18 protein-coding genes and 1 tRNA gene are annotated in these 24,683 nt (G+C 36.3%); 13 read left to right on the plus strand and 6 right to left on the minus strand.

The genetic code is table 11. The features are described 5' to 3' along the window. Window positions 1-6 precede the first annotated feature (6 nt). Both arsS and L1I30_RS04125 read right to left on the minus strand, forming a co-directional pair. Complete coding sequence (gene arsS / locus L1I30_RS04120; RefSeq protein ID WP_236132980.1) at window positions 7-1,065, minus strand: arsenosugar biosynthesis radical SAM (seleno)protein ArsS; 1,059 nt, start codon at window positions 1,063-1,065, stop codon at window positions 7-9. Window positions 1,066-1,125: 60 nt separating this feature from the next. Then, a complete protein-coding gene (locus L1I30_RS04125; RefSeq protein ID WP_236132981.1) occupies window positions 1,126-1,461 on the minus strand; it encodes an arsenosugar biosynthesis-associated peroxidase-like protein in 336 nt (111 codons plus the stop codon). Window positions 1,462-2,182: 721 nt separating this feature from the next. Between L1I30_RS04125 and L1I30_RS04130 the strand changes: the two genes are divergently transcribed. The 3 genes from L1I30_RS04130 to L1I30_RS04140 all read left to right on the plus strand — a co-directional run bounded on the left by L1I30_RS04130 (window position 2,183) and on the right by L1I30_RS04140 (window position 6,037). After that, a complete protein-coding gene (locus L1I30_RS04130) occupies window positions 2,183-3,202 on the plus strand; it encodes a helix-turn-helix domain-containing protein (protein ID WP_236132982.1) in 1,020 nt (339 codons plus the stop codon). A gap of 106 nt (window positions 3,203-3,308) precedes the next feature. Continuing rightward, complete coding sequence (locus L1I30_RS04135) at window positions 3,309-5,654, plus strand: PAS domain S-box protein (protein ID WP_236132983.1); 2,346 nt, start codon at window positions 3,309-3,311, stop codon at window positions 5,652-5,654. Next, window positions 5,651-6,037 (plus strand): response regulator, encoded by a 387-nt coding sequence (locus tag L1I30_RS04140; RefSeq protein WP_236132984.1) that lies wholly within the window; start codon window positions 5,651-5,653, stop codon window positions 6,035-6,037. The genes L1I30_RS04135 and L1I30_RS04140 overlap by 4 nt, the downstream gene beginning before the upstream one ends. A gap of 52 nt (window positions 6,038-6,089) precedes the next feature. Here L1I30_RS04140 and L1I30_RS04145 read toward each other — a convergent pair. Beyond that, window positions 6,090-6,162 (minus strand) — tRNA-Phe (locus L1I30_RS04145). A 122-nt stretch (window positions 6,163-6,284) separates the two neighbouring features. Between L1I30_RS04145 and L1I30_RS04150 the strand changes: the two genes are divergently transcribed. From L1I30_RS04150 to L1I30_RS04180, 6 genes are all read left to right on the plus strand, one after another. Further along, complete coding sequence (locus tag L1I30_RS04150) at window positions 6,285-7,016, plus strand: type III pantothenate kinase (protein ID WP_236132985.1); 732 nt, start codon at window positions 6,285-6,287, stop codon at window positions 7,014-7,016. Then, window positions 7,013-8,257 (plus strand): BamG family beta-barrel-assembly machinery protein, encoded by a 1,245-nt coding sequence (bamG, locus tag L1I30_RS04155; protein WP_236132986.1) that lies wholly within the window; start codon window positions 7,013-7,015, stop codon window positions 8,255-8,257. Before L1I30_RS04150 ends, bamG begins: the two co-directional genes overlap by 4 nt. A gap of 20 nt (window positions 8,258-8,277) precedes the next feature. After that, the gene (locus tag L1I30_RS04160; protein WP_236132987.1) at window positions 8,278-9,651 is read left to right on the plus strand and encodes a hypothetical protein; all 1,374 of its coding nucleotides are present in this window, start codon (window positions 8,278-8,280) and stop codon (window positions 9,649-9,651) included. A 3-nt stretch (window positions 9,652-9,654) separates the two neighbouring features. After that, on the plus strand, window positions 9,655-10,218 hold the full coding sequence (gene lptC, locus L1I30_RS04165) for an LPS export ABC transporter periplasmic protein LptC (RefSeq protein WP_236132988.1): 564 nt from the start codon (window positions 9,655-9,657) through the stop codon (window positions 10,216-10,218). Between the two features lie 187 nt (window positions 10,219-10,405). Further along, window positions 10,406-11,695, plus strand: coding sequence for a hemolysin family protein (locus L1I30_RS04175; protein WP_236132990.1), 1,290 nt, complete (start codon window positions 10,406-10,408; stop codon window positions 11,693-11,695). A gap of 96 nt (window positions 11,696-11,791) precedes the next feature. After that, window positions 11,792-13,915: a peptidylprolyl isomerase gene (locus tag L1I30_RS04180; RefSeq protein WP_236132991.1), complete on the plus strand. Its 2,124-nt coding sequence runs from the start codon at window positions 11,792-11,794 to the stop codon at window positions 13,913-13,915. 100 nt (window positions 13,916-14,015) lie between these two features. Here the strand turns inward: L1I30_RS04180 and L1I30_RS04185 are convergent, their stop codons facing one another. Together L1I30_RS04185 and L1I30_RS04190 are read right to left on the minus strand one after the other, a co-directional pair. Next, the gene (locus L1I30_RS04185; protein ID WP_236132992.1) at window positions 14,016-14,933 is read right to left on the minus strand and encodes a GYDIA family GHMP kinase; all 918 of its coding nucleotides are present in this window, start codon (window positions 14,931-14,933) and stop codon (window positions 14,016-14,018) included. A gap of 36 nt (window positions 14,934-14,969) precedes the next feature. Next, complete coding sequence (locus L1I30_RS04190; protein WP_236132993.1) at window positions 14,970-16,286, minus strand: hydroxymethylglutaryl-CoA reductase, degradative; 1,317 nt, start codon at window positions 16,284-16,286, stop codon at window positions 14,970-14,972. 189 nt (window positions 16,287-16,475) lie between these two features. On the opposite strand from L1I30_RS04190, the gene L1I30_RS04195 reads away from it, so the two are divergent. Genes L1I30_RS04195 through L1I30_RS04210 form a run of 4 tightly spaced genes read left to right on the plus strand, consistent with a single transcriptional unit; the run spans window position 16,476 to window position 22,614 of the window. Continuing rightward, window positions 16,476-18,647 (plus strand): S9 family peptidase, encoded by a 2,172-nt coding sequence (locus L1I30_RS04195; RefSeq protein ID WP_236132994.1) that lies wholly within the window; start codon window positions 16,476-16,478, stop codon window positions 18,645-18,647. 29 nt (window positions 18,648-18,676) lie between these two features. Next, on the plus strand, window positions 18,677-20,248 hold the full coding sequence (locus L1I30_RS04200) for a peptide MFS transporter (protein ID WP_236132995.1): 1,572 nt from the start codon (window positions 18,677-18,679) through the stop codon (window positions 20,246-20,248). Window position 20,249: 1 nt separating this feature from the next. Continuing rightward, complete coding sequence (locus L1I30_RS04205) at window positions 20,250-22,031, plus strand: peptide MFS transporter (RefSeq protein WP_236132996.1); 1,782 nt, start codon at window positions 20,250-20,252, stop codon at window positions 22,029-22,031. Between the two features lie 40 nt (window positions 22,032-22,071). Continuing rightward, complete coding sequence (locus tag L1I30_RS04210) at window positions 22,072-22,614, plus strand: thioredoxin family protein (RefSeq protein WP_236132997.1); 543 nt, start codon at window positions 22,072-22,074, stop codon at window positions 22,612-22,614. Between the two features lie 3 nt (window positions 22,615-22,617). On the opposite strand, the gene L1I30_RS04215 is transcribed toward L1I30_RS04210, so the two are convergent. Beyond that, window positions 22,618-24,675 carry a ComEC/Rec2 family competence protein gene (locus L1I30_RS04215; protein WP_308444044.1) on the minus strand — a complete coding sequence of 686 codons (2,058 nt, stop codon included), beginning with the start codon at window positions 24,673-24,675 and terminating at the stop codon, window positions 22,618-22,620. Between the last annotated feature and the right edge of the window lie 8 nt (window positions 24,676-24,683).

A 24,683-nucleotide genomic window follows, 5' to 3' on the forward strand; every position in this document is an offset into this window, starting at 1 on the left:
AGGGGATTAAGCAACAGAGCCCTGACAGCTACTTCCTGCACCGGCGGTACAACCATAGCAATGTTGAGAGATAATTATATCTCTGTCATTTAATAAGTCTTCATTATACTGGCTGATGTGTTTAACTTTACTGGCAACCTTCAGTTCCAGCATTTGGTTAAAGTCACAATCGTATAACCAGCCATCCCAACTTATAGAAATGGTATTGGTGCACATCACGTTCTCCACCGCAGTTGGGTTATAGGCATCTACAAGAGCATACATATAATCTTCATAATTCTCGGAAGCAATTAAATATTCCAAAAATCTGCTAATCGGAAGATTGGTAATAGCGAAAAGGTTATTGAAGTCTATGTTGAAGTCTTCTTTTAGAGCAACTTTAAAATCGTTTTCCAATAAATTTTGATCTGTTGGAAGAAATGCTCCTGAAGGGTTATATACCAAATCTAATTTTAAACCTGTGCCTTCCTGAGAATAACCTACTGCGTTTAGCATTTGGAGCGCTTTAATAGATTTGTCGAACACACCATCCCCACGTTGTTTGTCGGTTTTATCACGTTTATAGAAAGGAAGGGAAGAAACTACATGCACTTTGTGCTTTTTAAAGAATTCTGGCAGGTCGTGATATTTTTTGTTGGCTAAAATGATGGTAAGGTTAGAGCGAACAATAAAATCTTTGATTCCTGCTTTAGAGGCCTCTTCAACGAACCATCTGAAATTAGGATTCATTTCAGGGGCTCCTCCCGTAAGATCCAGGGTGTGGGCACCAGTAGTTCTAATTACTTCCAAACATTGCAGCATGGTTTCCTTGGTCATGATCTCTTTCCTATCTGGTCCAGCATCTACATGGCAGTGAGAGCACACCTGATTGCACATATACCCTAAATTTAGTTGGAGTATCTCCAATTTTTTAGGCTTTAAGGGGAAGTGGTTGGTTTGGGCAATTTTGTCCTTAAAAAGAGGAAGTTTTCCTTTTTTAAAGACACCATTACTTAGAAATTCAAGTTGATTGGCCGGGCTGGAAAGATCATCTTTCCTTGCGGCCAAGGATTTTAATAATGCCATAACAGGTGTACTTCAATAATTATAATTTTTAATCATATATGCAGGTTGATTAAAAATTAATTACATGCTTAATTTCTCGTACTTATTCATCATTTGCACTCCATGTACCAGGGTTGCTCCACTTTTAATTGCAGCTCCTACATGAACTGCTTCCATCATCTCTTCTTTTTCAATTCCTCTTTGCAATCCGTCTTTTGTATAAGCATCTATACAATATGGGCACTGCACAACATGAGAAACCGCTAATGCGATCAAGGATTTTTCCCTTGCGGAAAGAGCACCTTCTTCGAAGACTTTTCCGTAGTAATCAAAAAATTTCGCACCAAGTTCTTCGTTCCATTCAGAGATATTTCCAAATTTTCTTAAATCGGCTGGATCATAATAGGTTTTAGACATGATAAGTAGATTATACTTAAGCTGTAATCGAATAAGTTTATGAATACTTACGAAATTCGCTTAATAAAGGTTTTATAAAATAATTTAAACATTAATATGAAAGCCCTATTACAGATCAAAACTCATTAAAGAAATTGATGTAATAGCATCTTCCAGAATTGTAAAGATAGGAATAGACTTCAACTTTATCCATGATGAGGATCTAAGGTTGAAAGAAAAGGATGAAGCTACTTAAACAGAAATTTTGAAATTCTTTGAGTAAAGAAAGTGTTCTCAAAGAATTTTAGCAATTCTTGCATTTGGGAAGTTTGGACCCTCGAATTAAGAGAGAAATTCCGACAAGGAGAACCAGCATAATTTCAAAACCGTAAAAAAGATATAATATGGTCATAATTAAAAATTAATTAAATGCTCCTAAACTGTCACATTGCTAGCTATAAGTTTAGAATGGTAAAGATGATCCATTCTAAAGGAAGTTCTTAGCCCGTATCCAATTTAAAATATGACAAAGCGTTAATTTTTTAACATTCTTTATTTAATTCTCAGGAATAATATATATTAGGTGCCTTAAGGTTATACACGTATAAAGTACATTCTTAGTCTGGAAAATCATGATTCTGCTGTCCCTACCTCAGACGATTTTTTATTTATTAGCTGAAATGTTTCGTTTATTTGTACGCACAATAGCAAAAGGATATTAGTATTTTGAGGGAATATATTTATGAGAATTGATGTTAAAACGTTACCTGTTAATGAGATAATACAGGATATAGCGGAAAATTTAAATGCACCTATACATGATGGAAGCGGAGAACTTTCAATTAAAATACCGGAGGAAATAGGCGAGGGTTATGTAAGAGCTTCCGGCTTTGATTCGGGTATTGGGATTATTTCCTACAATTGCAAATTCTATAAAGATGTAGAGATACATTTTTCATTAGATACCGTCCATCCTTTAAAATTCATTTTTTGTTCTGAAGGGAGTGTAGCCCATTCATTTCAGCAAAGTGAAGATCTTCATACTATCGAAACCTACCAGAACATCATTGTTTCCAGTAGTGGTTATAACGGTCATGTATTATATTTTAAAGCCAATGTTAGAACACATGTTTCCAGTCTGGAAATCATAAGGTCTACTTTTTCTCATCGTAGTAACTACGATTTTAAAGATCTTGACCCTACCCTTAAGGAACTTTTTAAAGATGCGGTTTCAAAGCAGCAGTTCTTTTATCAGGGAAATTACAGTATAAAAGCTGCAGATCTAATGGATGAGATGGATACTAAAGATTTTACCGGCTTTCTAAGGTCCCTATATTTAGAAGGTAAATCTTTTCAGATGTTGGTTATTCAAATAGATCAATATCAGGATGATGAATCGGAGGATAAGTTGCCGAAGATTTTAAGAAAATCTGATATTCAAAAAGTGGACTATGTTACAAAGCGAATAATTGGCGATATGGGAAGCAATTTAACGGTAGAGAGGCTCGCCAAAGAAGCTGGTACCAATGTAAACAAGTTGCAGGAAGGCTTTAAATATGTGTATGATCTTACCGTGAACAAGTACATTCAGCATGTAAAGCTGGAAGCCGCCAAGGATATGATGATGAATACCGAAAAGAATATATCCGAAATAGTAGTAGCCATAGGCTTGAATAATCGCAGCTATTTTTCTAAGATCTTCAAGGAAAAATATGGGGTTAATCCTAAATACTTTCTTAAAACACGGAAGAATGACATTTAAGGTTGCTTGAAAGAGCTATTTTCAAACAACAACCACTCTACAGTATGTTTAAGGTGTAAATATCTTACCAGAATGTACTTGTAAAGTAAGATGATCTTATAAAAATATGGAGCTAAATAAAGAGAAAATAAAAAAGAGTGGTATAAATCCCAGACTGGCAGGGGTACTTACAGCATTATTCTTTCTTTGTTTAGGATTTTTCATATTATGGCAACGCTATCATATTTTGGTGAAAGCGGAAGAAAGAGAAATGTCCACAATAGTGAATATTGTAAAACAGGACATCGATCAATCCTTGAAAAACAGTTATTCCGCAGCACTCAGTCTGGCGCTATTAATAAATGATGACGGTGAAATTGGTAATTTTGAAGCTGTAGCACCCAAGATATTAGAAGGAAACCCAAATATTGATGGGCTTCAATTGGTTCCCGGCGGAGTTATACGTAAAGTTTATCCTTACCAAGAAAACAAAGAGGCTTTAGATTACAATATTCTACAGGACCCCAGTAGAAATAAGGAAGCATTACGCGCCATAAAAATGCGAAAGATGTATTTCGCAGGACCCTTTGAGCTTAGGCAAGGCGGAATGGCCGTAGTGGGAAGGCTTCCGGTATTTATTCGTGATGAATTCTGGGGGTTTTCAGCAGTTATTATTAAAATGGATCACCTTATTCATCTTGACCGTATTGAAGATATGGTGAAGGATAAATATTATTATCAATTTTCTAAAGTTGATATCACAACAGGGGAAGAATTCAATTATTTTCCCAAGTTTTCCAAGGGTAATACTTCATATTCTGAAGTGGTGGAATTGCCCGATGGCGATTGGAAGTTTTATTTGGCTACTCAAGATCAAAGCTATCTTTTACTTAGTTTAATTCCTCTGGCGCTACTTATTATACTACTTTCATTCTGGTTTGGATGGTCTATGACATCTATCTTAAAGCAGCCTCTTAAATTACAAGCTCTGGTAAAGGCACAGGCGGGTAAACTTTTGGAAAGTGAACTTAACTTCCGTACCATATTTAATCAAGCGGCAATTGGAATGGTAAGGGTAGATACCTTGACCGGAAAATTCATTCAATCGAATAAGAGATATATCGAGTTATTGGGATACACTGAAGAGGAGCTCATGGCGATGGATTATAAGGATATTTCTTATCCCGAAGATGTGGGTATCAATTCTATACGAATGCGGCAGCTTCTAAATGGGGAGATCCGGGAGTATAGCTTGCAAAAGCGGTTAGTAAGAAAGGATGGTTCGCTGCTTTGGATAAAAGTAACTGTATCTCCACTTTGGCAAAAAGGGGAGCAACCAACATCTCATATAGCTCTTATTGAAGATATTTCAGATAAGATGCAGGCGCAAGAAGAACTTATTCATAATGAAAAAAGGTTTCGGGCGTTAGTAGAAAATAGTGAAGAAGTGATATGTATATTCACTCAAAAAGGACAGACCTTCTATTTTTCACCCGCTATTGAAAGAGTTTCCGGTTATACCGAGAGTGAGATTAGAGAGTTGAATTTAATCTCCCTAATGCACCCCGATGACCTGGACTATATAAATGCCCAGATGGAAATTTCCATAAATACCCCAATGGTTCCGGTTTCAGGAATTGCCTGCAGGGCCAGACATAAAGACGGAACCTGGAAGTGGATAGAAATAACTATTACGAACCTGCTTGAAGACCCTGCTATTGGGGGATTTGTGGCTAATTTTAAAGATATTACACTACGAAAAGAAGTGGAGATCAATTTAAATAAATCTTATCAGTTGGTAATGGATCAGAATAGAAGGTTTTTAAACTTCTCTTATATTGTATCTCATAACCTTCGTTCGCATTCTAGCAATATTGAAGCTATTCTTACCCTTTATCATTCTGCAGATTCAGCTGAAGAAAAAGTTACTTATATAGAACTGCTTTCTAAAGTTTCTACGGCTCTTAATCAGACCTTAATGGATTTGAATGAAGTGGTCTCCATTCAGAATAATATCGACCTGAGTGTTGAACCATTAAGTGTACTATCTTACGTAAACCAAACTCTTGACCTGCTTGAAGTACAGGTGAAAAATAAAGAGGCAGTTATAAAGAAGGATATTCCAAAGGAGATGGTGGTAGTGTTCAATTCGGCATATCTTGAAAGTGTCCTGCTTAACTTCCTGTCTAATGCTTTAAGATATAGCAGTAGTAAGAGAATACCTGAAATTTCATTAAAAGGTTATAAATTAGAGGATAAATGGATCTTAGAGATCATGGATAATGGCGTGGGAATAGACTTAAAACGATATGGAGACAAGCTTTTTGGGTTGTATAAAACATTTACAAACAAATCTGGTTCTCGTGGAGTAGGGCTATTCATTACAAAAAATCAGATAGACGCTATGGGAGGGCAGGTTAATGTGGAAAGTGAATTAGGCATAGGTACTACTTTCAAAATAAGCTTTAAATGAAAAAAAGCATTTGTGTAATAGACGACGACATGATATATCAATTGATAATTGGTAAAATTATCAGTCGGTCCGGCTATTTTCACAAACCTTTATTCTATAAAAATGCCACAAAGGCCCTAGCCGATTTTAAATCTCTTGAAACTGAATTACCGCAGGTAATACTTCTTGATATCAATATGCCTCAAATGGATGGATGGCAATTTCTGGAAGCTCTTATAAAGGAACGGCCCAATTTAGATTCGGAAACCGACATTTATATTGTAACCTCATCAATAGCACATTCTGATAGATTAAAAGCCTCTACTTATAAACAGGTTTCCGGTTTTTTGAGCAAACCGATCACGGTTAGTAAGATCAAAGAAATGGGAGTTAGACTTAAATAAGCTAAATTCATAAAACAAAAAACCTCGAAACATTGTTTCGAGGTTTTTGAGGTGGTGCCTCCAGGAATCGAACCAGGGACACAAGGATTTTCAGTCCTTTGCTCTACCAACTGAGCTAAGGCACCAGTTGCTTTACATGCTTGTAGTAAGCCTTGCAAGCGGGTGCAAATATAATAGCATTTTTATTATCCCACAAAGGAAATTTTAAAAAAATGCTTTTGTAAATTAGCTTTTTTAAATATTATCTATGAATTTGGTAATCGATATTGGAAATACGCTGGTAAAAATGGCTGTATTTCAAGATGCTACGCTAATCAAGAAGAAAATTAGCCTTCGACAAGATTTTTTAAAAAATCTTGAAGAATTTGATAAAATTTATTCCAAAATAGAAGATGTGATGCTTTCCTCGGTAGGGAAGCTTCCTGAAAAATGGGTTAAAAAGCTAAAAGAAGACTATAATCTTCTTACTTTATCTCAGGATCTCCCACAGGTGTTCAATAACAAGTATTCCACCCCAAAGACATTAGGGAATGATAGGGTAGCCTTAGTGTCGGCTGCAAGTAAATATCATTTTAAGGAAAATGTATTAGTAATTGACGCCGGAACATGTGTTACCTATGATTTAAAAACAGCAGATAATGAATATGTAGGTGGCGCAATTTCCCCAGGGCTTCAAATGAGATATAAGGCTATGCACACTTTTACTGAAAACTTACCGTTATTAGAGCCTGAAGCTGAAGTGAATTTAATTGGAAATACAACAAAGAGCAGCATGCATTCGGGAGTGATATTTGGCTTGGTAGCCGAATTGGATGGAGTAATTGATGCTTATCGCGCTCAGTATAAAGATTTAACAATTATTTTGACAGGCGGCGACGCACAATTTTTGTGTAAACGATTAAAAAATAGCATATTTGCCAACTCTAATTTTCTCTTAGAGGGATTGAATCATATTTTAGAATTTAACAAATCTCAATGATTAAACGATTTATAATAATCGTGGCCTTACTATCTACCGTGCTTATGGCTGCGCAGGAAGGAATTTCTTCTCCTTATTCCTATTACGGTATTGGACTTACAAAATTTAAGGGTACAGTTGAAAATCGGTCTATGGGAGGCTTAAGGATGTTCTCCGATAGCATACACCTTAATTTGCGGAATCCTGCTGCCTATGGGAGATTACAGCTTACAACCTTTGCGGTTGCTGGGAGCAACACACAGGGGAGTTGGGAGAATGACCAGGATTCAGAAAAGTCTAGCAATACTTCTTTCGATTATTTAGCGATAGGAATCCCTACCGGAAAGTTGAATTTTGGCTTGGGGCTGGTTCCTTATACTTCGGTTGGGTATCGTATCTTAAATACCAATACCGACCTTGCTAACAAATTCACAGGACGAGGTGGAATGAATAAGGTGTTTTTAACAACTGCCTATGCTTTTAATGATAATTTGAGTTTAGGAGTTGATGTTAATTATAACTTTGGAAATATTCAAAACAGCTTTACCGCGGTTCAGAAAGATATTCAGTATGGAACAAGAATTATCAATCGGACAGATATTCGTGGTTTTAATTTTAATATCGGACTTGATTATCAAAGGAAGATTTCAAATAATCTGATGTTTTATACAGCCGCAACCTATGCCCCTGAAATGACCATCACTGAGGAAAGATCGAGTAATGTGGCAACAATTACCTTTGCTGCCGATGGTAGTGAGCTTCCAACAAACGATAGTTCTGTAACTTTTCCAGATTCAGATTTAACCTTGCCTGCAGAATTAAGCTTAGGAGCAGGGGTTGGAGCGCCAAATAAGTGGTTTTTAGGTGCAGAATATGGTAATGTGAAAGCGAGCGACTTCGACTTTAATACAGGATTCAACGGGCAAGAGTTTAAATATGAAGATGCTTCTCAATATAGAGTGGGTGGCTATTATATTCCGCAGTACAATTCGTTGACTAGCTATTTTAATCGAATTGTTTATCGTGCAGGTTTCCGCTTTGAAGAGACCGGTTTGAATATCAATAACGAGAGCATTAATGAGTTTGGCATATCTTTTGGAATAGGATTGCCAGCAGGATCTGATTTTTCTAATGCAAACCTTGGAATTGAGTATGGACAGCGCGGTACAAGAAATTCCGGATTGATAAAAGAAAACTTTTTTAAACTATCCATAAGTTTGTCATTAAATGATAAATGGTTCGTGCAGAGTAAATTTGATTAACCACAATAAAAACTAAAAAGATGAAAAAGACATTTATACTAACACTATCATTATTGTTGGCGGGGTCTGGCTTGATGAAAGCTCAAAATAATGCTGAGTGTGTCACAAAAGCTGCGCTGGCATATGATGATGCTAAGGCGAAAAGATACGAGCAGGCATACAAGCCTTTAATGGAAGTTAAAGAAAAGTGCCCTACTTATAGTCTTGCTACCTTTCAGTACTTAGACAGAGTTCTAAAATTTAAAATGGAAACTGCTGAAGGTGCACAAAAAGATGCATTAATTGAGGAAATGATTCAGTTAATGAATGATAGATTGAAGTATTTTCCAAACAAAACCAGTAAAGGTGATGTTCAGGGAGATATTGCAATGTTGAAATTTGAAAATGGGATAGGAACGAAAGAGGAGCAGTATGCAGCTTTTGATGCGGCTTTTAAAGCTGATAGAGCTAACTTCAAGAGTCCTAAAGCTTTATATGCTTATTTCTCTTTGTTAGTAGATCTTCAGGATGAAGGAAAAAAATCATTAGAAGATGTCTTCGCTAATTATGATGAGGTTATTTCAAAATTAGAGGAGGAAGAAAATGCTCTGGCTCAAAACCTTTCTCCTCTTTTAGAGAAACAAGATGCTGGAACTGCATTAACCTCAAAAGAGCAAACTTTGGTTAAAAACTCTGAGATCAACTTAAATGCTTACAGCCAGGTTAAAGGTAGTATCAATGCTAAATTAGGTCAGAGAGCCGATTGTGATAACCTGATCCCTCTTTATAATAAAGATTTTGAGGCTAAAAAATCTGATGTTTCTTGGTTGAAGAATGCTTCTGAGAGACTGTCTGTAAAAGATTGTACTGAAGATCCAATCTTCTTTAAGCTTTCTGAGGCTTTACACAAAGCTGAACCATCTGCAAAATCTGCCTTATATTTAGGTCAGTTAGCTGATGCCAAAGGAAACGGAGCTCAGGCTTTGAAATACTATAACGAATCTGCAGAGTTAGAAACTAATGCTTCAGATAAGTCTAGAGTATACATGAAAATAGCTGATAACTACAAGAAAAAAGGTAGCTTTGGTCAGGCAAGAACTTACTATAATAAAGCACTTGCTGCTAAGCCATCTGCTGGTAGAGCTTACTTGCAAATTGCAAACATGATCGCTCAAAGTGCTAATAACTGTGGTGAGAATGCTTTCGATAAAAGAGCTGTTTACTGGTTAGCTGCAGATTATGCTGCAAGAGCTGGTAGAGTAGACCCTTCATTGAGTGGTGTTGCAGGAGAATCTGTTAGAGCTTATAAGGGAAGAGCCCCACAAAAAGCTGACATTTTCCAAGCTGGAAAAGAAGGTCAGAGCATTAGAATAGGTTGCTGGATTGGTGAAACAGTAAGAGTTCCTTCATTGTAATAGATGATCACATATAAAAATATAATTTCAGGCATTGTCACAGTTATCGCTGTGACAATGCTTTTTTCATGTGAAGGGAATCTAAAAGGGGTTCGAGAAATGGATATGCATGGCTCCAGTCCTCAGGCTACCGGTGCGGGTTTGAATTTAAAGTATACAGATTCCGGTAGAGTAGTAGCTGCTTTAAGAAGTCCGAAAATGCTAGATTTCACTAATATGGAATTTCCTTACAGAGAGTTTCCTAATGGAGTGGAAGTTGAGTTTTATGATAAAGAGCACAATAAGAACACTGTTACTGCCAAGTATGCTATTATATATGATGAAACCGGTTTGATCGATTTACAGGGTGATGTTGTTCTAGTAACCAGCGACAGTACTAGGTTAAAAGCTGATCAACTATTTTGGGATCAGAATGCAGGTTGGGTATTTACCGATAGACCAAATACCATACAGTTTTCAAATGGAGGTAGTAATGCAGGGCAGGGTTTTGATTCCGATTTAAATTTTACTAATTTCCGTTCACGAACCAATATTGGAGTTCAAATAATTGAAGAGAAAAAGAAATGATGAAATTTTTTAAGTATTTCGAATACGCATATTTAGTGATTGCTGCATTTTTTCTTTTTGAAGTAATCCGCCTTTGGAACGTAGAAAGAAATAGGTCGTACCTCTTTATTTTCTTTGTGATAATAGCCATTTTTATGTTCTTATTTAAAAGACGATTTAGGCGTAAATTAGAAGATAAAAACCGATAATGGAAGTAGATATATTTATAATTGTCTGTACCTTAATTTTATCGGCATTTTTTTCAGGGATGGAGATTGCTTATGTTTCCTCCAATAAAATTTTTATAGAGATTGAAAAAAGACAATCAGGCTTTCTGGCCAATGTTTTAAAACGTCTCACAAAAAAACCTTCCAAATTTATTGCAACCATGCTGGTTGGTAATAATATTGCCCTGGTTGTTTATGGGTTTTATATGGGAGATCTTATCATGGCCTGGCTTTTAAGCTTGCAACCCATAGAAAATGGATTCCTGAATGTTCTTTTAGTCGATTTCAGTTTATTTACCCAAACTGTTATTTCTACATTAGTGATTCTTTTTACGGCGGAATTCTTGCCAAAAGTATTTTTTCAAATTTATGCCAATTCCTTATTGAAGTTTTTTGCTGTTCCTGCATACTTGTTTTATCTGTTATTCAGCTTTGTCTCGTCATTTGTTATTTGGATTTCTGATGTTATTCTAAAAAGATTTTTCAAAACGGAGGGAGATGAAGTGCAGTTGGCATTTAGTAAACTGGAACTGGGGAATTTTATAAGTGAGCAAATGGAAACCGTAGAATCTGATGAAGAAGTAGATTCTGAGATTCAGATCTTTCAAAATGCTTTAGAATTTTCTGATATCAAAGCCCGCGAAGTAATGGTGCCTCGAACTGAGATCGTGGGTGTCGATCAAAATGTTGCACCAAAAGATCTTGTGCAAACCTTTACGGAAACCGGCTTGTCTAAAATTCTTATCTATAATGAAACAATAGACGATATCATTGGGTATATTCATTCTTTTGAGCTTTTTAAAAAGCCCAAAACCTTAAAATCGATACTTCTTCCTGTTGTGTTCGTGCCTGAAACCATGTGGGTAAAGGATGTTCTTAATATTCTTATTAAAAAGCGAAAGAGTATTGCGGTAGTGATTGATGAGTATGGTGGAACCAGTGGTATGATCACTATTGAGGATATTGTTGAGGAGTTATTTGGAGAGATCGAAGATGAACATGATCCTGTAGTTTTAATTGAAGAGAAACTGGGGGACGATCATTATAAGTTCTCCGCGCGTCTGGAAGTGGATTATTTGAATGAAACTTATAAGTTGAACATTCCAGAAGGCGAAAATTATGAAACCTTAGGAGGGTTTATAACTAATTATACCGAAGAAATTCCACAGCAGTTGGAAGAGGTGAAAATCGAGAATTTTAAGATAAAAATTCTGGAGGTTTCCAATACCAAAATAGAATTGATAGAATTGCAAATCAGGGATAAAGAGTAATTCCCTTGAATAGTTAATATTTTGCAAATATTAAGTTTTATAATTTGGTTAAAAACACTATTTTCGCCCACTATATTACATAAATCATAACTACAAATGGCAGTATTAAATAAAATTAGACAACGTTCTGTTTTCTTAATCATTATAATTGCGTTGGCTTTATTTGCTTTCGTCCTTGCGGATGTAATTCGAAATGGAGGATTGAGCTCTCAAAAATCTCAAAATGTTGTTGCTACTGTGAACGGTGAGGAAATAAGCAGAGAAGAGTTTGCTCAACAAGTAGAGGCGTATCAAAGAAATGCTGGGCCAAATGCTACAACTTCTCAGGTTGTAAATCAGGTTTGGAACATGAAACTGCGTGAAGTTGTTTTAAAAGAAGAATTTGAAAAATTAGGAATAGAGGTAGGAGAAGCACAGGTGAGACAGATCCTGCGTGTTCAGCTTGCCAATAATCCAAACTTCAGCAATGAGGCCGGAATGTTTGATGAAAACAGGTTACAGGAATATGTGGCTAATCTTAAAGCTACTTCTCCACAGGCATACGACCAGTGGGTAGCTTACGAGAATTCAATTGCTGAAACTGCCAAAGAGAATATCTATTACAATTTAATAAGAGCAGGTGTTGGTGCAACTTTAATTGAAGGAGAGCAGGCATATAAATTACAAAACGATAATGTAGACCTAAAATACGTGCAATTGCCTTATTCAAGCATTGCCGATTCTGAAGTATCTGTATCTAAAGATGATATTCGCAAATATGTAAAAGAGCATTCAGAGAGATTTCAAGTTGAAAAATCTAGAGATATTCAATTTGTATACTTCCCTGAGCAGGCTTCAGCAGAAGATGAAAAAGAAGCGAGAGCAAATGTAGATGCTGTGTTGAAAAGTCGTGTTGAGTTCAACGCTGCTACAAACAACAACGATACTTTGCCAAGTTTTAAAGACGTGAAAGATGTTGCCGGATTTGTAAACCAGAATTCAGATATTCAATACCAAGACCGCTTGATCTTTAAAGATGAATTTAGAAGTGATTTCGCCGACCAGATTTTCAACTTGAATGAAGGTGAAATTTACGGACCTTATAAAGAAGCTGGTTACTGGAAAGTTTCTAAAATGATAGAGGCCCGTCAAATTGCAGATTCTGCTAAGGCCAGTCATGTGATGGTTTCCTGGGAAGGTTTGGCTACTGCCGGAGAAGCAACTACTAGAACAAAAGCGGAAGCTAAAACTTTAGCAGATAGTATCGCGGGAGTTTTAAGAAATGATAAAGCTAAATTAGCTGAACTTGCATCTACTTATTCAGATGATACTGCCAGTAAAGAAAAATCTGGAGATTTAGGTTATTTCAGACCGGGAATGATGATTCCAGCATTCAACGATTTCGTTTTTGATAATAATGCAGGTACTATTGGTGTAGTTGAATCAGAATTCGGCTACCATGTGATCTCAATTGAAGAGAAAACCGCAGAAGAACGTGCTGTGAAAATTGCAACTATTGCTAGAGATATTGAGCCTTCTGAAAAATCTTTAAATGATCTTTATACAAAGGTGACCAAGTTTGAAATAGCTGCAAAGGATAAAGGCTTCACTGATGTTGCTAAAACCGAAAGCTACGATGTTCGTACAGTAAGAGATATGAAAGCTCTTGATGAAAACATTTCTGGAGTTGGACCACAAAGAAGAATTGTGCAGTGGGCATTTGAGGATGATGTGAAATCTGGAGACATAAAAAGATTTGAAGTTCCAGGAGGATATGTTGTAGCACAAGTAACTGCAGTTAAAAAAGCCGGTGAGATGTCTGCAGAAGATGCTTCGGCAACGGTAACTCCTATTCTTATTCAGGAAAAGAAAGCTGAACTATTGAAAGCGAAAGTGAAAGGAAGTACTTTAAGTGAAATCTCTAAAAATCAAAATGTAGGGATTCAAAATGCAAATGCTGTTAACCTTAGCAGTCCTACTCTTGCCGGTGCCGGTAATGAGCCTGAAGTTGTTGGAGCTGCATTTGGTATGAAAGTAGGGGAAGTTTCTAAAGCACTAACAGGAAATAAGGGTGTTTACTTTGTAGAGGTGGTTGCAAGAAACGAAGCTCCAAAAATGGAATCTTATAGAAATTTTGCAAATCAGGAAACAGCAAAAAGAAGGCAAGCTGTAGCTTCTAAGGTTTTTGAAGCTCTTAAGGAAAATGCAGATATTGAAGATAACAGAGCTAGATTTTATTAGTAGCTAATCGATAAAGTTGGTGTAAGTAATGTCAATGTCTAATTAAAAACCCCATAGATATAAGCTATGGGGTTTTTTCATTTAAAAAACGTAATCGAATTTAGAGAACCATATCTTTATAAGATAGGATAGTGTTATATCCTTTTTCTCTAAAGTATTCTTTTTGTTCTTCACTTCCAGTTGCTAGGATAAAGTCACCTCCCCAGCCCCCAAGACTTTTAATGGCTCCCGGATACTCTGGAAATAATTCAGATTTCACCTTTGGAGTATTTATTAGTTGCGAGATTAGTGTTTCGTGAATTTCTATCAAAAGGTTAAATTCCCCAATCGTTTCGCAGTTAATTATGTTTTCTGTGAGGGCTGATATCTTTTCGACAGTAGATTGTAAGGTTTTCTTTGGTTGATCTTTATAATGAGCAATAGCATCTCGGCTATCCTGTTTTTTATTAAGATGAACGAAGAAAATTTCATCTTTGAACGAGGGATTGAATGCAGCGCTGAGAACTCTTTTAGTATCCCCGTTTAATTGATAAGTTATTGGGGTGTTATTGCCGGCTGCCGCTATATCGTACCCACTGCCTCCAAAACTGTTTTTAAGCAGCTCATAAGCATCAATACCAAACCACTGGGCAATGTTGTTTATGAGTGTAGAAGAAGACCCTAAGCCCCAGTCATTTGGGAAATCTAATTTTGTGGTAATTTTATAGCCTTTTCCACTTAATATTTTAGGGTTTAATAAATGTGCTTCCCATAAAATTTCACGAAGTTTCTTAACCACATTCGATTCTTTTGCAATGTCTTCAAGAGATTCTATACCTGTATCGCTGAGGCCAAGTTTCGTCTGAAACCAGATTTCATTTAGACTGTTATAGGCAGTCCATGCAATAGTATTGGAAGTTGATTTTTGTACTTTTAAACTCTGGCCGAACTTTGTGGGAACAGCAAGTGCTAGGGCTCCATCTAACACCGCATATTCTGCGGTAATCAATAGTTTTCCGTGGCTGCAATAATTTATCACGTTGTAATCAGTTCTTTTATTTGTAAAACAGCTTTATTAATTTCTTAGAAGCGTCAATTGTTCTTCAACATTACTATGAGTAACGGTGTGTTTCTTGAAGTAATGTATGAGCGTCTCTTTTTCTTGTGAACTGGCATTGTATTGGTTTAAGATGTTCATAAGATGCATTTTCATATGCCCTTGTTGAATTCCCGTAGTTACAAGCGATTTTACAGCTGCAAAATTTTGTGCAAGGCCTGCTACTGCCACTATTTCCATAAGTTCTTTAGCATTTGGTTTTTGAAGAATTTCCAAAGCTACTTTTACCAGCGGATGTAAATTGGTAAGCCCACCCACAGTTCCCAAGGCAAGAGGAATCTCCATCCAGAATGTGAAAACACCATTTTCAACAGCTGCATGTGTTAGGCTGCTATATTTTCCATCTTTAGCTGCGTAGGCGTGTACTCCGGCTTCCACCGCTCTAAAATCGTTGCCTGTAGCCAATACTACAGCGTCAATTCCATTCATGATCCCTTTATTGTGCGTAACCGCTCTATAGGGTTCTATCTCTGCTATTTTTATGGCGGTTAGAAATTTTTCAGCAAAGGTGTGAGAATCGATTTTTTTATCATCAGATAATTCTTCAACCTTACAGGAAACTTCAGCTCTAACAATGCATTCGGGAACATAATTAGAAAGAATGCTCATTATGATTTCCGGATGTTTTTCTTCTTCATTGAAATCCTTATAATTTTCGGCCTGAGTCTTAAAGGTGTCGGCAAATTTTTCCAGACAGGAATTTATAAAATTCGCACCCATAGAATCTTTAGTTTCAAAAGAACAATGAAGTTGATAATAATCAGCCATTTCAGAGGTCTTATCCTTAAGCTCAATATCTAAAACACCTCCCCCGCGTTTTTCCATGTTTTTGGTAATGCTACTAACGGCATCCCGTAACTGAGGTTTGCAGGTATTAAAAAATTGCTTTAGTTTTTCTTCATCGCCTTTGAAAAGAAAATGCACCTGTCCAATTTTAATAGTGTTACGCACCTCTACTTTAAACCCTCCTCGGTTGTGCCAATATTTCGCGGCTTTGCTGGCTGCTGCAATTACTGAGCTTTCCTCAATTGCCATTGGGATAGCTATCAACTTATCATTTATAAGAAAGTTGGGAGCAATTCCAAAAGGCAGGTAAAAGTTACTGATGGTGTTTTCTGTAAATTCGTCATGAAGCTGCTGTAGGTTATCATCTTCATTCCAATATTGGCGTAAGATGCCTTCGGCAGATTCAGATTCTTTTAGATATGTTTGGGATAGCCAGGCTATTTTTTCCTCCTTTTTCAATTTGGAAAAACCGGAAATGGGTGCAATCATTTATAATAAATTTGGATGCCAAAGATACAATTCCTCTTCCTAATCAGGAAGTCGCTTTGTTTCAAATAGATAAAACTGGAATAATCAAGTGTTCGGGTTTAACAAATTGTTAGTATTTAACAGGCGGAAATGGCGTTTTTTGCTGAATTTTTAGTAAACTTGGCGTGCATAACACATTTTCTACATTTTATGAGATTTACAAGATTGATTCTTGCCCTGTTAGTGATAGGAACCTCTTCGGTTTTTGCTCAGGAAAAACAAATAACTTTAAATGAAATTTGGAATGGAACTTTTAGTCAGCAACGGCTAGAATCCCTTAATTCCCTTAACAATGGCACAGAGTATATAGTGCTTAATCAAGACAGGGATGCCGGTACTACTAGCATTGATGTATATGATTATAAAAGCGGGGAAAAGCAAGGAAGTCTTTTAAAGAGTAGTGACCTTGACCAAATAAACAGGTTTCAAAGCTATGAGCTTAGCGCGAACGAAGATAAAATTCTTTTAAGTACAGAAGGAGAGCAAATTTACAGACGTTCTTCTAGATCTATATACTATATTTACGATGTAGCTTCAAAAAAACTTACAAAGCTAAGTGAGAATAAGGTACAAGAACCAGCCTTTTCTCCAGATGCTTCAAAAGTTGCCTATGTGTATGACAATAACCTGTATATAAAAGACCTTGAGTCGGGGAAGGAAACACAAATAACTACCGATGGCAAAAAGAATAAAGTTATCAATGGTATTACCGATTGGGTGTATGAAGAAGAGTTTGCATTTGTAAAAGCTTTTGAATGGAATGCGAACGGAACTACTGTTGCTTTCTTAAAATTTAATGAAGCAGATGTACCTGAATTTTCAATGGACATCTACGGTCAGGATCTATACCCGGGAGCTTCTACTTTTAAATACCCAAAAGCAGGAGAGGCTAACGCCATAGTTTCTTTGAATATGTATGACCTTAAAAGTGATTCTTCAAAAGAAATAACGCTAGGAAATTATACTGATTTTTATATCCCAAGAATAAAATGGACGAATGAGACCGATGTGCTAAGTGTACAGGTTTTGAACCGTCATCAAAATAAATTGGATCTTATTTTTGTTGATGCTAAAAAAGATAAGGTTGAAGTGGTATTGACCGATTCCGATAAGGCGTATGTTGACATTACTGATAATCTAACTTTCCTTGCAGATAACAGTTTTATATGGACAAGCGAGAAAGATGGTTTTAATCATATCTACCATTACAACAAAAAAGGGAAGTTGATCAATCAAATTACTAAAGGAGATTGGGAAGTGACCAACTACTACGGATTTAATCCGAAGAGTAAAATGATCTATTACCAGAGTACGGAAAATGGAAGCGTTAACAGAGATGTATACGCTATAAAAACCAACGGAAGAGGTAAAAAGAGATTAAGTGAGAAAGAAGGGACTAATTATGCCGATTTCAGTGCAGATTATACCTACTTCATAAATACCTATACTTCTACCACTACTCCGGCAGAATACACCCTACGTGATGCAAAAACTGGGAAATTGGTGCGCAAGATAAAAGATAATGCAGCATTATTAGAAAAAGAAAAAGCATATGGTTTCTCTCCTAAAGAACTTTCTACTATTGAAGTGAATGGGAATGAGCTTAACATGTGGATGATAAAACCTTCTAATTTTGATCCTGCTAAAACGTATCCATTATTCATGTTTCAATACTCCGGGCCAGGATCTCAAACCGTTTCTAATACCTATTTTGGTGCCAACGACTACTGGTATCAGTTATTGGCAAATGAAGGATATATAGTAGTGTCTGTTGATGGAAGAGGAACAGGGTTTAAAGGTGCAGCCTTTAAAAAAGTAACTCAAAATGAACTAGGGAAATATGAAGTTGAAGATCAAATAGAAGCTGCTAAGAAATTAGGAGATCTTGATTATATAGATAAAGAGCGAATTGGTATTTGGGGTTGGAGCTATGGTGGCTTCATGTCTACAAATGCTATTTTAAACGGGAATGATGTCTTCTCTATGGCCATTGCTGTAGCCCCGGTTACGAGTTGGAGGTTCTACGATAGCATATATACGGAACGTTATATGACCACTCCTCAGGAAAATGCATCTGGATATGATGAGAATTCACCTATTAATCATGTAGAAAAATTAAAAGGAAAGTTCCTATTAGTACATGGAACGGGAGATGATAATGTACATGTTCAAAATTCAATGCGACTCATAGAAGCTTTGGTTCAGGCTAATAAGCAATTCGATTGGGCGATCTATCCAGATAAGAATCATGGTATCTATGGAGGGAATACAAGACTTCACCTCTATACAAAAATGACAAATTTCATTAAAGAAAATTTATAATAACCCTAACTTATTTAAACATTAAATAGATGGCAAATACTGCACCTCCAGCAACTCAAAAGGAACTCTTCGGGCATCCGGTTGGATTATATATTTTATTCTTTACAGAAATGTGGGAACGTTTTTCGTACTACGGTATGCGTGCCATATTAGTATTGTATTTAGTAAGTGCGACAACTAACGGTAATGCCGGGTTGGGTTGGACTCAGGCTGAAGCTTTAGCCCTTTATGGATGGTACACCATGTTAGTATATGTTGTTTCTATACCTGGAGGAATTCTGGCCGATAAGGTATTCGGACAGAAAAAGGCAGTTCTTATTGGAGGTATAATTTTGGTGCTTGGTCACGGTATTTTAGCCGTGGAGGAAATGTGGGCTTTTTATACAGGTTTGGCACTTATTATTGCCGGAGTAGGGCTTTTAAAGCCAAATATATCTACGATGGTAGGTGGGCTATATAAAGAAGGAGATATTAGAAGAGATAAAGGTTTTACCATTTTTTATATTGGAATTAATGTTGGGGCATTTCTTTCCAGCTTAATCGTGGGGTATGTAGGAGAAAACATTGGATGGCATTATGGCTTCGGATTAGCAGGAATTGCCATGGCACTTGGTTTATTGGTATACCTGTGGGGACAGAAATATTTAAAAGATGTTGGTAACCTACTTTCTAAAGTAGAGCGTGATGAGGGTGCATCTTTAGGAAGTCTATTCAGCGATTTGTTCCAGTCTCCAACTCAGTTGGTAATCTCAATTATATTATTAGGAGTATCTATATGGGGTTGGCTAAGTCTTGGTTTTGGATATGGATTGCTATTTATTTTCTTAACCTTAGTTGTGGCAATGATGATGATGGTGTATAAAGATCTTACCACTCAGGTAATGAAAGACCGTTATGTTGTAATGTTGCTTTCTTTTATTTTAGTAATTGTTTTCTGGGGTGCTTTTGAACAAGCAGGAGGTTTGATGAATATTTATGCTTTAGAAAATACGAATAGATCAATTCCTTTCAATTTACCTTTAATAGGAAATGAAGTACCTGCATCATGGTTTCAATCATTAAACGCGCTGTTTATTATAATATTTGGAGTAATCGTTGCAAACTATTGGGCCAAACGTAAGTTGAAGAGTAAAGAAGCATCTTCTATCTTTAAAATGGCAACTGGAGTTATTATTATGGGCTTAGGTTTCGTCTTTATGGTGTTTGCTGCCTTACAGTTTGAGAGTAATGGCTCTTCTGCTATGTATTGGTTAGTATTGGCTTATTTGTTTCATACTATTGGGGAGCTTTGTTCCTCTCCGGTGGCTTTATCATTTATTACAAAACTGGCACCGGTAAAATATGCCTCTTTAATGATGGGGGTTTATTTTGCAGCTACTGGTTTAGGAAATAAAGTAGCGGGTGAACTCGGTGCCTTTGCTTCTGAAGCTGGAGATATTGCGATCTTCTCAGGGATAACAATTTTTACAGTAGTTTTTGCAAGTATAGTGCTTTTAATGCTGAAACCTTTAAAACGTCTTACGCACGGGGCAGAGGATAATGAGCGAAAGTTGAAGGAGCAAGAAGAATATGAACTAGCAGATTCTGAAGGGAAAGCATAATATGGCAACGGTAAATTCATCTACAAACGATTTCTTTAAATCTAATGTACTAGGACATCCTGCCGGTCTATTCGTGCTGTTTTTTACCGAAATGTGGGAACGATTCTCATTCTACGGAATGAGAGTGCTATTGGTTAATTTTTTAACTATGGCAATAGTAGGAGTTGATAACCCTGGTTGGGGTTGGACTGCTGAAAATGCAGGTGCACTATTTGGAACCTATGCCGGTTTATTATATTTAACGCCAATACTTGGAGGTTTAATAGCCGATAAGTTTACGGGTTATCGCTGGGCTGTAATTATTGGAGCAGGAATCATGACGCTCGGCCATGCTTCTATGGCTATTGAAACAGAATTCTCGTTGTATTTTGGGCTCGGTTTATTGGTTATTGGAACCGGGTTTTTTAAGCCTAATATCACCTCTATAATTTCTGAAATGTATGAAGGTAAGGCTGACAAGAAGGATGGCGCCTATACTATTTTCTATATGGGAGTAAATGCCGGCGCATTCTTTGGAATGATGCTGTGCGGTTATCTTGCTGAAAAAATTGGTTGGAGCTGGGGCTTTGGTCTGGCAGGAATCTTCATGTTATTAGGAACTCTTCAATTCTGGCTCTCTAAACCTCTTTTTGGAAAAGTGGGGGGAGTACCCGATAAAGCTTTAGCAGAAAAACATTTGAAAGAAGAAGAGAGTAAAGGAGTGGCTCACAAATCGAACCCATTTACAATACTTGATAAAGTATTGGTAGCAGCTTCTGCGAGTATCGGGTTTATTTATTTAATAAACGATCCGCTTTCCAGAATCGCAAATATTAATCTTTTTCCTGAAGTATTTCCTATTAATATTGGTGCTGAGCCAATTTCAGGTCCAATTGGTATGGCCTTAATCGGATTAATTTTATTTCTGATACTTGTTATATCAAGAATTTCAAGGTATGCGCCAATTGTAAGAGATAGATTAATTGCCGTTATCATTTTTGCATTTTTTACAGTGTTTTTCTTCATGTCTTTTGAACAAGGTGCATCCTCATTAATAATTTTTGCAAGAGACAACGTAGATAGGGTTTTAGAAGGTAACTCAGCCACTATTTTTAATTTTGTAAATGCATTATTAACCGTTGTGCCATTAGCCATAATTACTTGGGTACTATATCTTTTATGGAAGCAAACATTTAAGAAGATCCCTGGTTCTAATATTGTATTAGGTGTTTGTTTTGCTGCAATCTGGGGGCTTGTAATATGGATGCTTATAAGAGAATTTACTGCCGATACTACAGAGATCACAGTGTCGTGGTTCAGTATTTTAAATTCGTTCTTTATTATTGTTTTTGCCTCCTTCTTTTCAAAATGGTGGGAAAGCAAATACAATCCGTCGGCAGCTTTTAAATACAGCTTTGGCCTCATCTTATTAGGTTTAGGTTTCGGTTTACTCGCACTAGGTTCCAGTGGAGTTGCAGAAGGAGCTAAAGTGAGTATGATCTGGTTGATATTAGCATACCTGTTGCATACTTTAGGTGAATTGTGCCTTTCTCCCTTGGGCTTATCTTACGTAAGTAAATTGGTGCCGGCCAGAATGATCGCTTTTATGTTTGGAATGTGGTATTTAGCCATTGCAATTGGTAACAAACTGGCAGGGTCTTTAGGTGGAATGATTGAAACGGTTACTCAGGAATATGATTTGTCTACATTTTTCTTGATCTTCACAATAGTTCCAATAGCTGGTGGTGTTCTGGTGGCTTTACTGAATCCACTTCTTAAAAGGTTAATGCATGATATTCGATAAAAAGGGAATGATAATTGTAAATCTGTAGAAAAATATAGTTATGAAGTTACTTTTTACCTCGTTGATTTTTATTTGCTGTTTTGGCTTGACACAAGCTCAGGAAATTAAATGGATGAGCATGAATGAAGCACTTGCAGCACAAAAGAAAGAACCTAAGAAAATAGTGATGGATGCTTATACCTCATGGTGTGGGCCTTGTAAGCTAATGGATAAGAATACCTTTACCAATAAAGATGTTATTAATTACATCAATAAGCATTATTATGCGGTAAAATTTGATGCAGAAGGAACGGAAGAAGTGATGTATAAGGGTTTTAATTACACCAATCCTAATTACGATGCTAAAAGAAAAGGTAGGAATTCTCAGCACTTCTTTATTAATGCTTTGAAGGTGTCGGGATATCCCAGTTTGGTGTTCTTTGATGAAGAATCGAATGTAATTGCACCAATTGCAGGCTATAGAACTCCGGAACAATTAGAGATTTATTTAAAAATGATTGCTAACGACGACTATAAAAAACTAACCTCTGCCGAAGCCTGGCAGAAGTATGAAAAGAACTTTAAAGGTGCTTTTAAAGATTAAGACTTAGTTATTTTGAAAGACTTCGTTAGCGGAGTCAATAATAAAACCTCCCTTTTCAGCAGTAGCATGGAAAGGGATTTTTTCATTTTCAGCGGTCTGTTTCCACTTCGCTATATACGTTTTAAAATTACTGCCGTCGGCAATTATTAACTTTGGCCTTAACCGGGCTAACACTCTTTCCAAATTCAGTTTTGGAGAATTGGAAAGCAAAACTATATCGGGATGGAGTTTCGGTACATTATAAATAGAACTACTATCTATAATAAAAAGAGTTTTTCCTGAAAGATTATAAATGTTTTTAAGGGTATCTTCCTTTGTTCTTTTTATGTTCAACGCTGTTTTATATGATTTTATAAAGGTTTCTTGGGAGATATGTTTACTCGAATTATGGTACAAGTTTAATTCATTTCTCTCCCTAATTCCTAAGATGGTCATTTTGCTCTTTTGAAAAACAATACTTTCTTGAGAATTGACAAAGCTTTTTTCAAAAATAAAGCTCAGTTGTATGCCTATAACAGCTAATAGGATCCATGCAAGATTTCTAAAACTTCTCTTTTTCAAGATAGGAATTATTGAAAGCAAGAAAATATAAAAACTAATACACATACGTGCTGAAAAGTGTATATCCTGAAATACAAAAGTTTCTTTGGATGCCACCCAACTTATAAAATGATTGAGCAGTGAAATAAGCTGACCGTAGTAAATAGCTAAAAATTCAGGCAAAGCAGATAAACTTGCTAATATCAGAATTACAATACCAAATGCCAATAACACTCCTAAAAAAGGCAGTACAACTAAATTGGTGAGTAAAAACAAAGCCGGAAATTGATGAAAATAGTATAAACTAAGTGGTAAAACTCCAATTTGTGCCGCCAGAGATACATTAATAAGACTCCACAAATATCTTAATCCTTTCAATTTTGGTTGATATAAGCGTTTTATAGCTGGTTGAAAGATAGCAATCGAAAATACAGCAGCATAACTCAGTTGGAATCCTGGTTGTAATATGAAATAAGGATTTATTAGCAGTAAAATGAAAATAGAGGCAACTAAGGTGTTTAGCAAATTGGTCTTTCTACCCAATTGCATTCCAATAGCTATGAAACTGAACATACTTACTGCTCTAACTACCGAAGGTGATAAGCCGGTTAATAATGCAAATCCCCATAGAAATAACAGGAGTACTACTGTTTTAATTACTTTGCCATATGGTAAAACTTCTATCGGTTTAAAAAGGTAGGTTAATAGAAGAAGCAAAATTCCTATATGTAATCCGGAGATTGCTAAAATATGAATAGCTCCGGCATAGATGTAACTTCGGTTTAACTGTGGGGAGAGCTCCTGGCGTTCACCGAGAAGTAAGGCTTGTATAATAGCCATTTCGTCTTGTTTGAAATGGTATTTATTCAGCTTTTTGATTAGTCTACTTCTATAAATTCCGGCATAACTACGGGGGCTGTAGTTTTCGTTTTTTAATTTTAGAATGTTTTGGTGAGTTATATTAATTTGATGATACACTCCTAAGTTTTCCATATAAGAGCGATAGTTAAATTGATAGGGGTTTGAGGGCGAATTAATTTTTGTGAATGGGGAAGCGATCAGAAGTTGATCTCCGCTTTTAAATAAGCCATTTAGGCTGTCCTTAGTCACGTTCAAAAGTATTTTACCGTCTACATTCTCATTGTTCAGTTTGAAGGCCCTTAAAACATACCTATGTTGAAAAGCAGAGGTTTTTAAAACCTCATTTACTTCCGCAGTTAACATTATAGGGTTATCTGAAGTGCTTTCGGATAGATAATGAGAGTAATGCTTTTGCTGGTTTTCGGGTAACTTAAGGGCTGTACTAAAAATTCCAAGGAAAAGAAATATCATCAAACTTATAATTCCGAAAAAGGGATCTTGCAATAACTGCTTTCTTGCTCGGAAAAAACTGAATAGGAACAGGGGCAGCAAAATTATAGCTAGGGCAAATAGATAAGCTTTTGGAATTTTAAAATAGAACTCCAAAAGTATGCCTGTTAATAGGCATAACGTAAGTTTAAATAGTGTGAAATTATACAAGTAGCCTA

It is taken from the genome of Gillisia lutea (genome assembly GCF_021568705.1).
In the GTDB taxonomy this organism is placed as follows: domain Bacteria; phylum Bacteroidota; class Bacteroidia; order Flavobacteriales; family Flavobacteriaceae; genus Gillisia; species Gillisia lutea.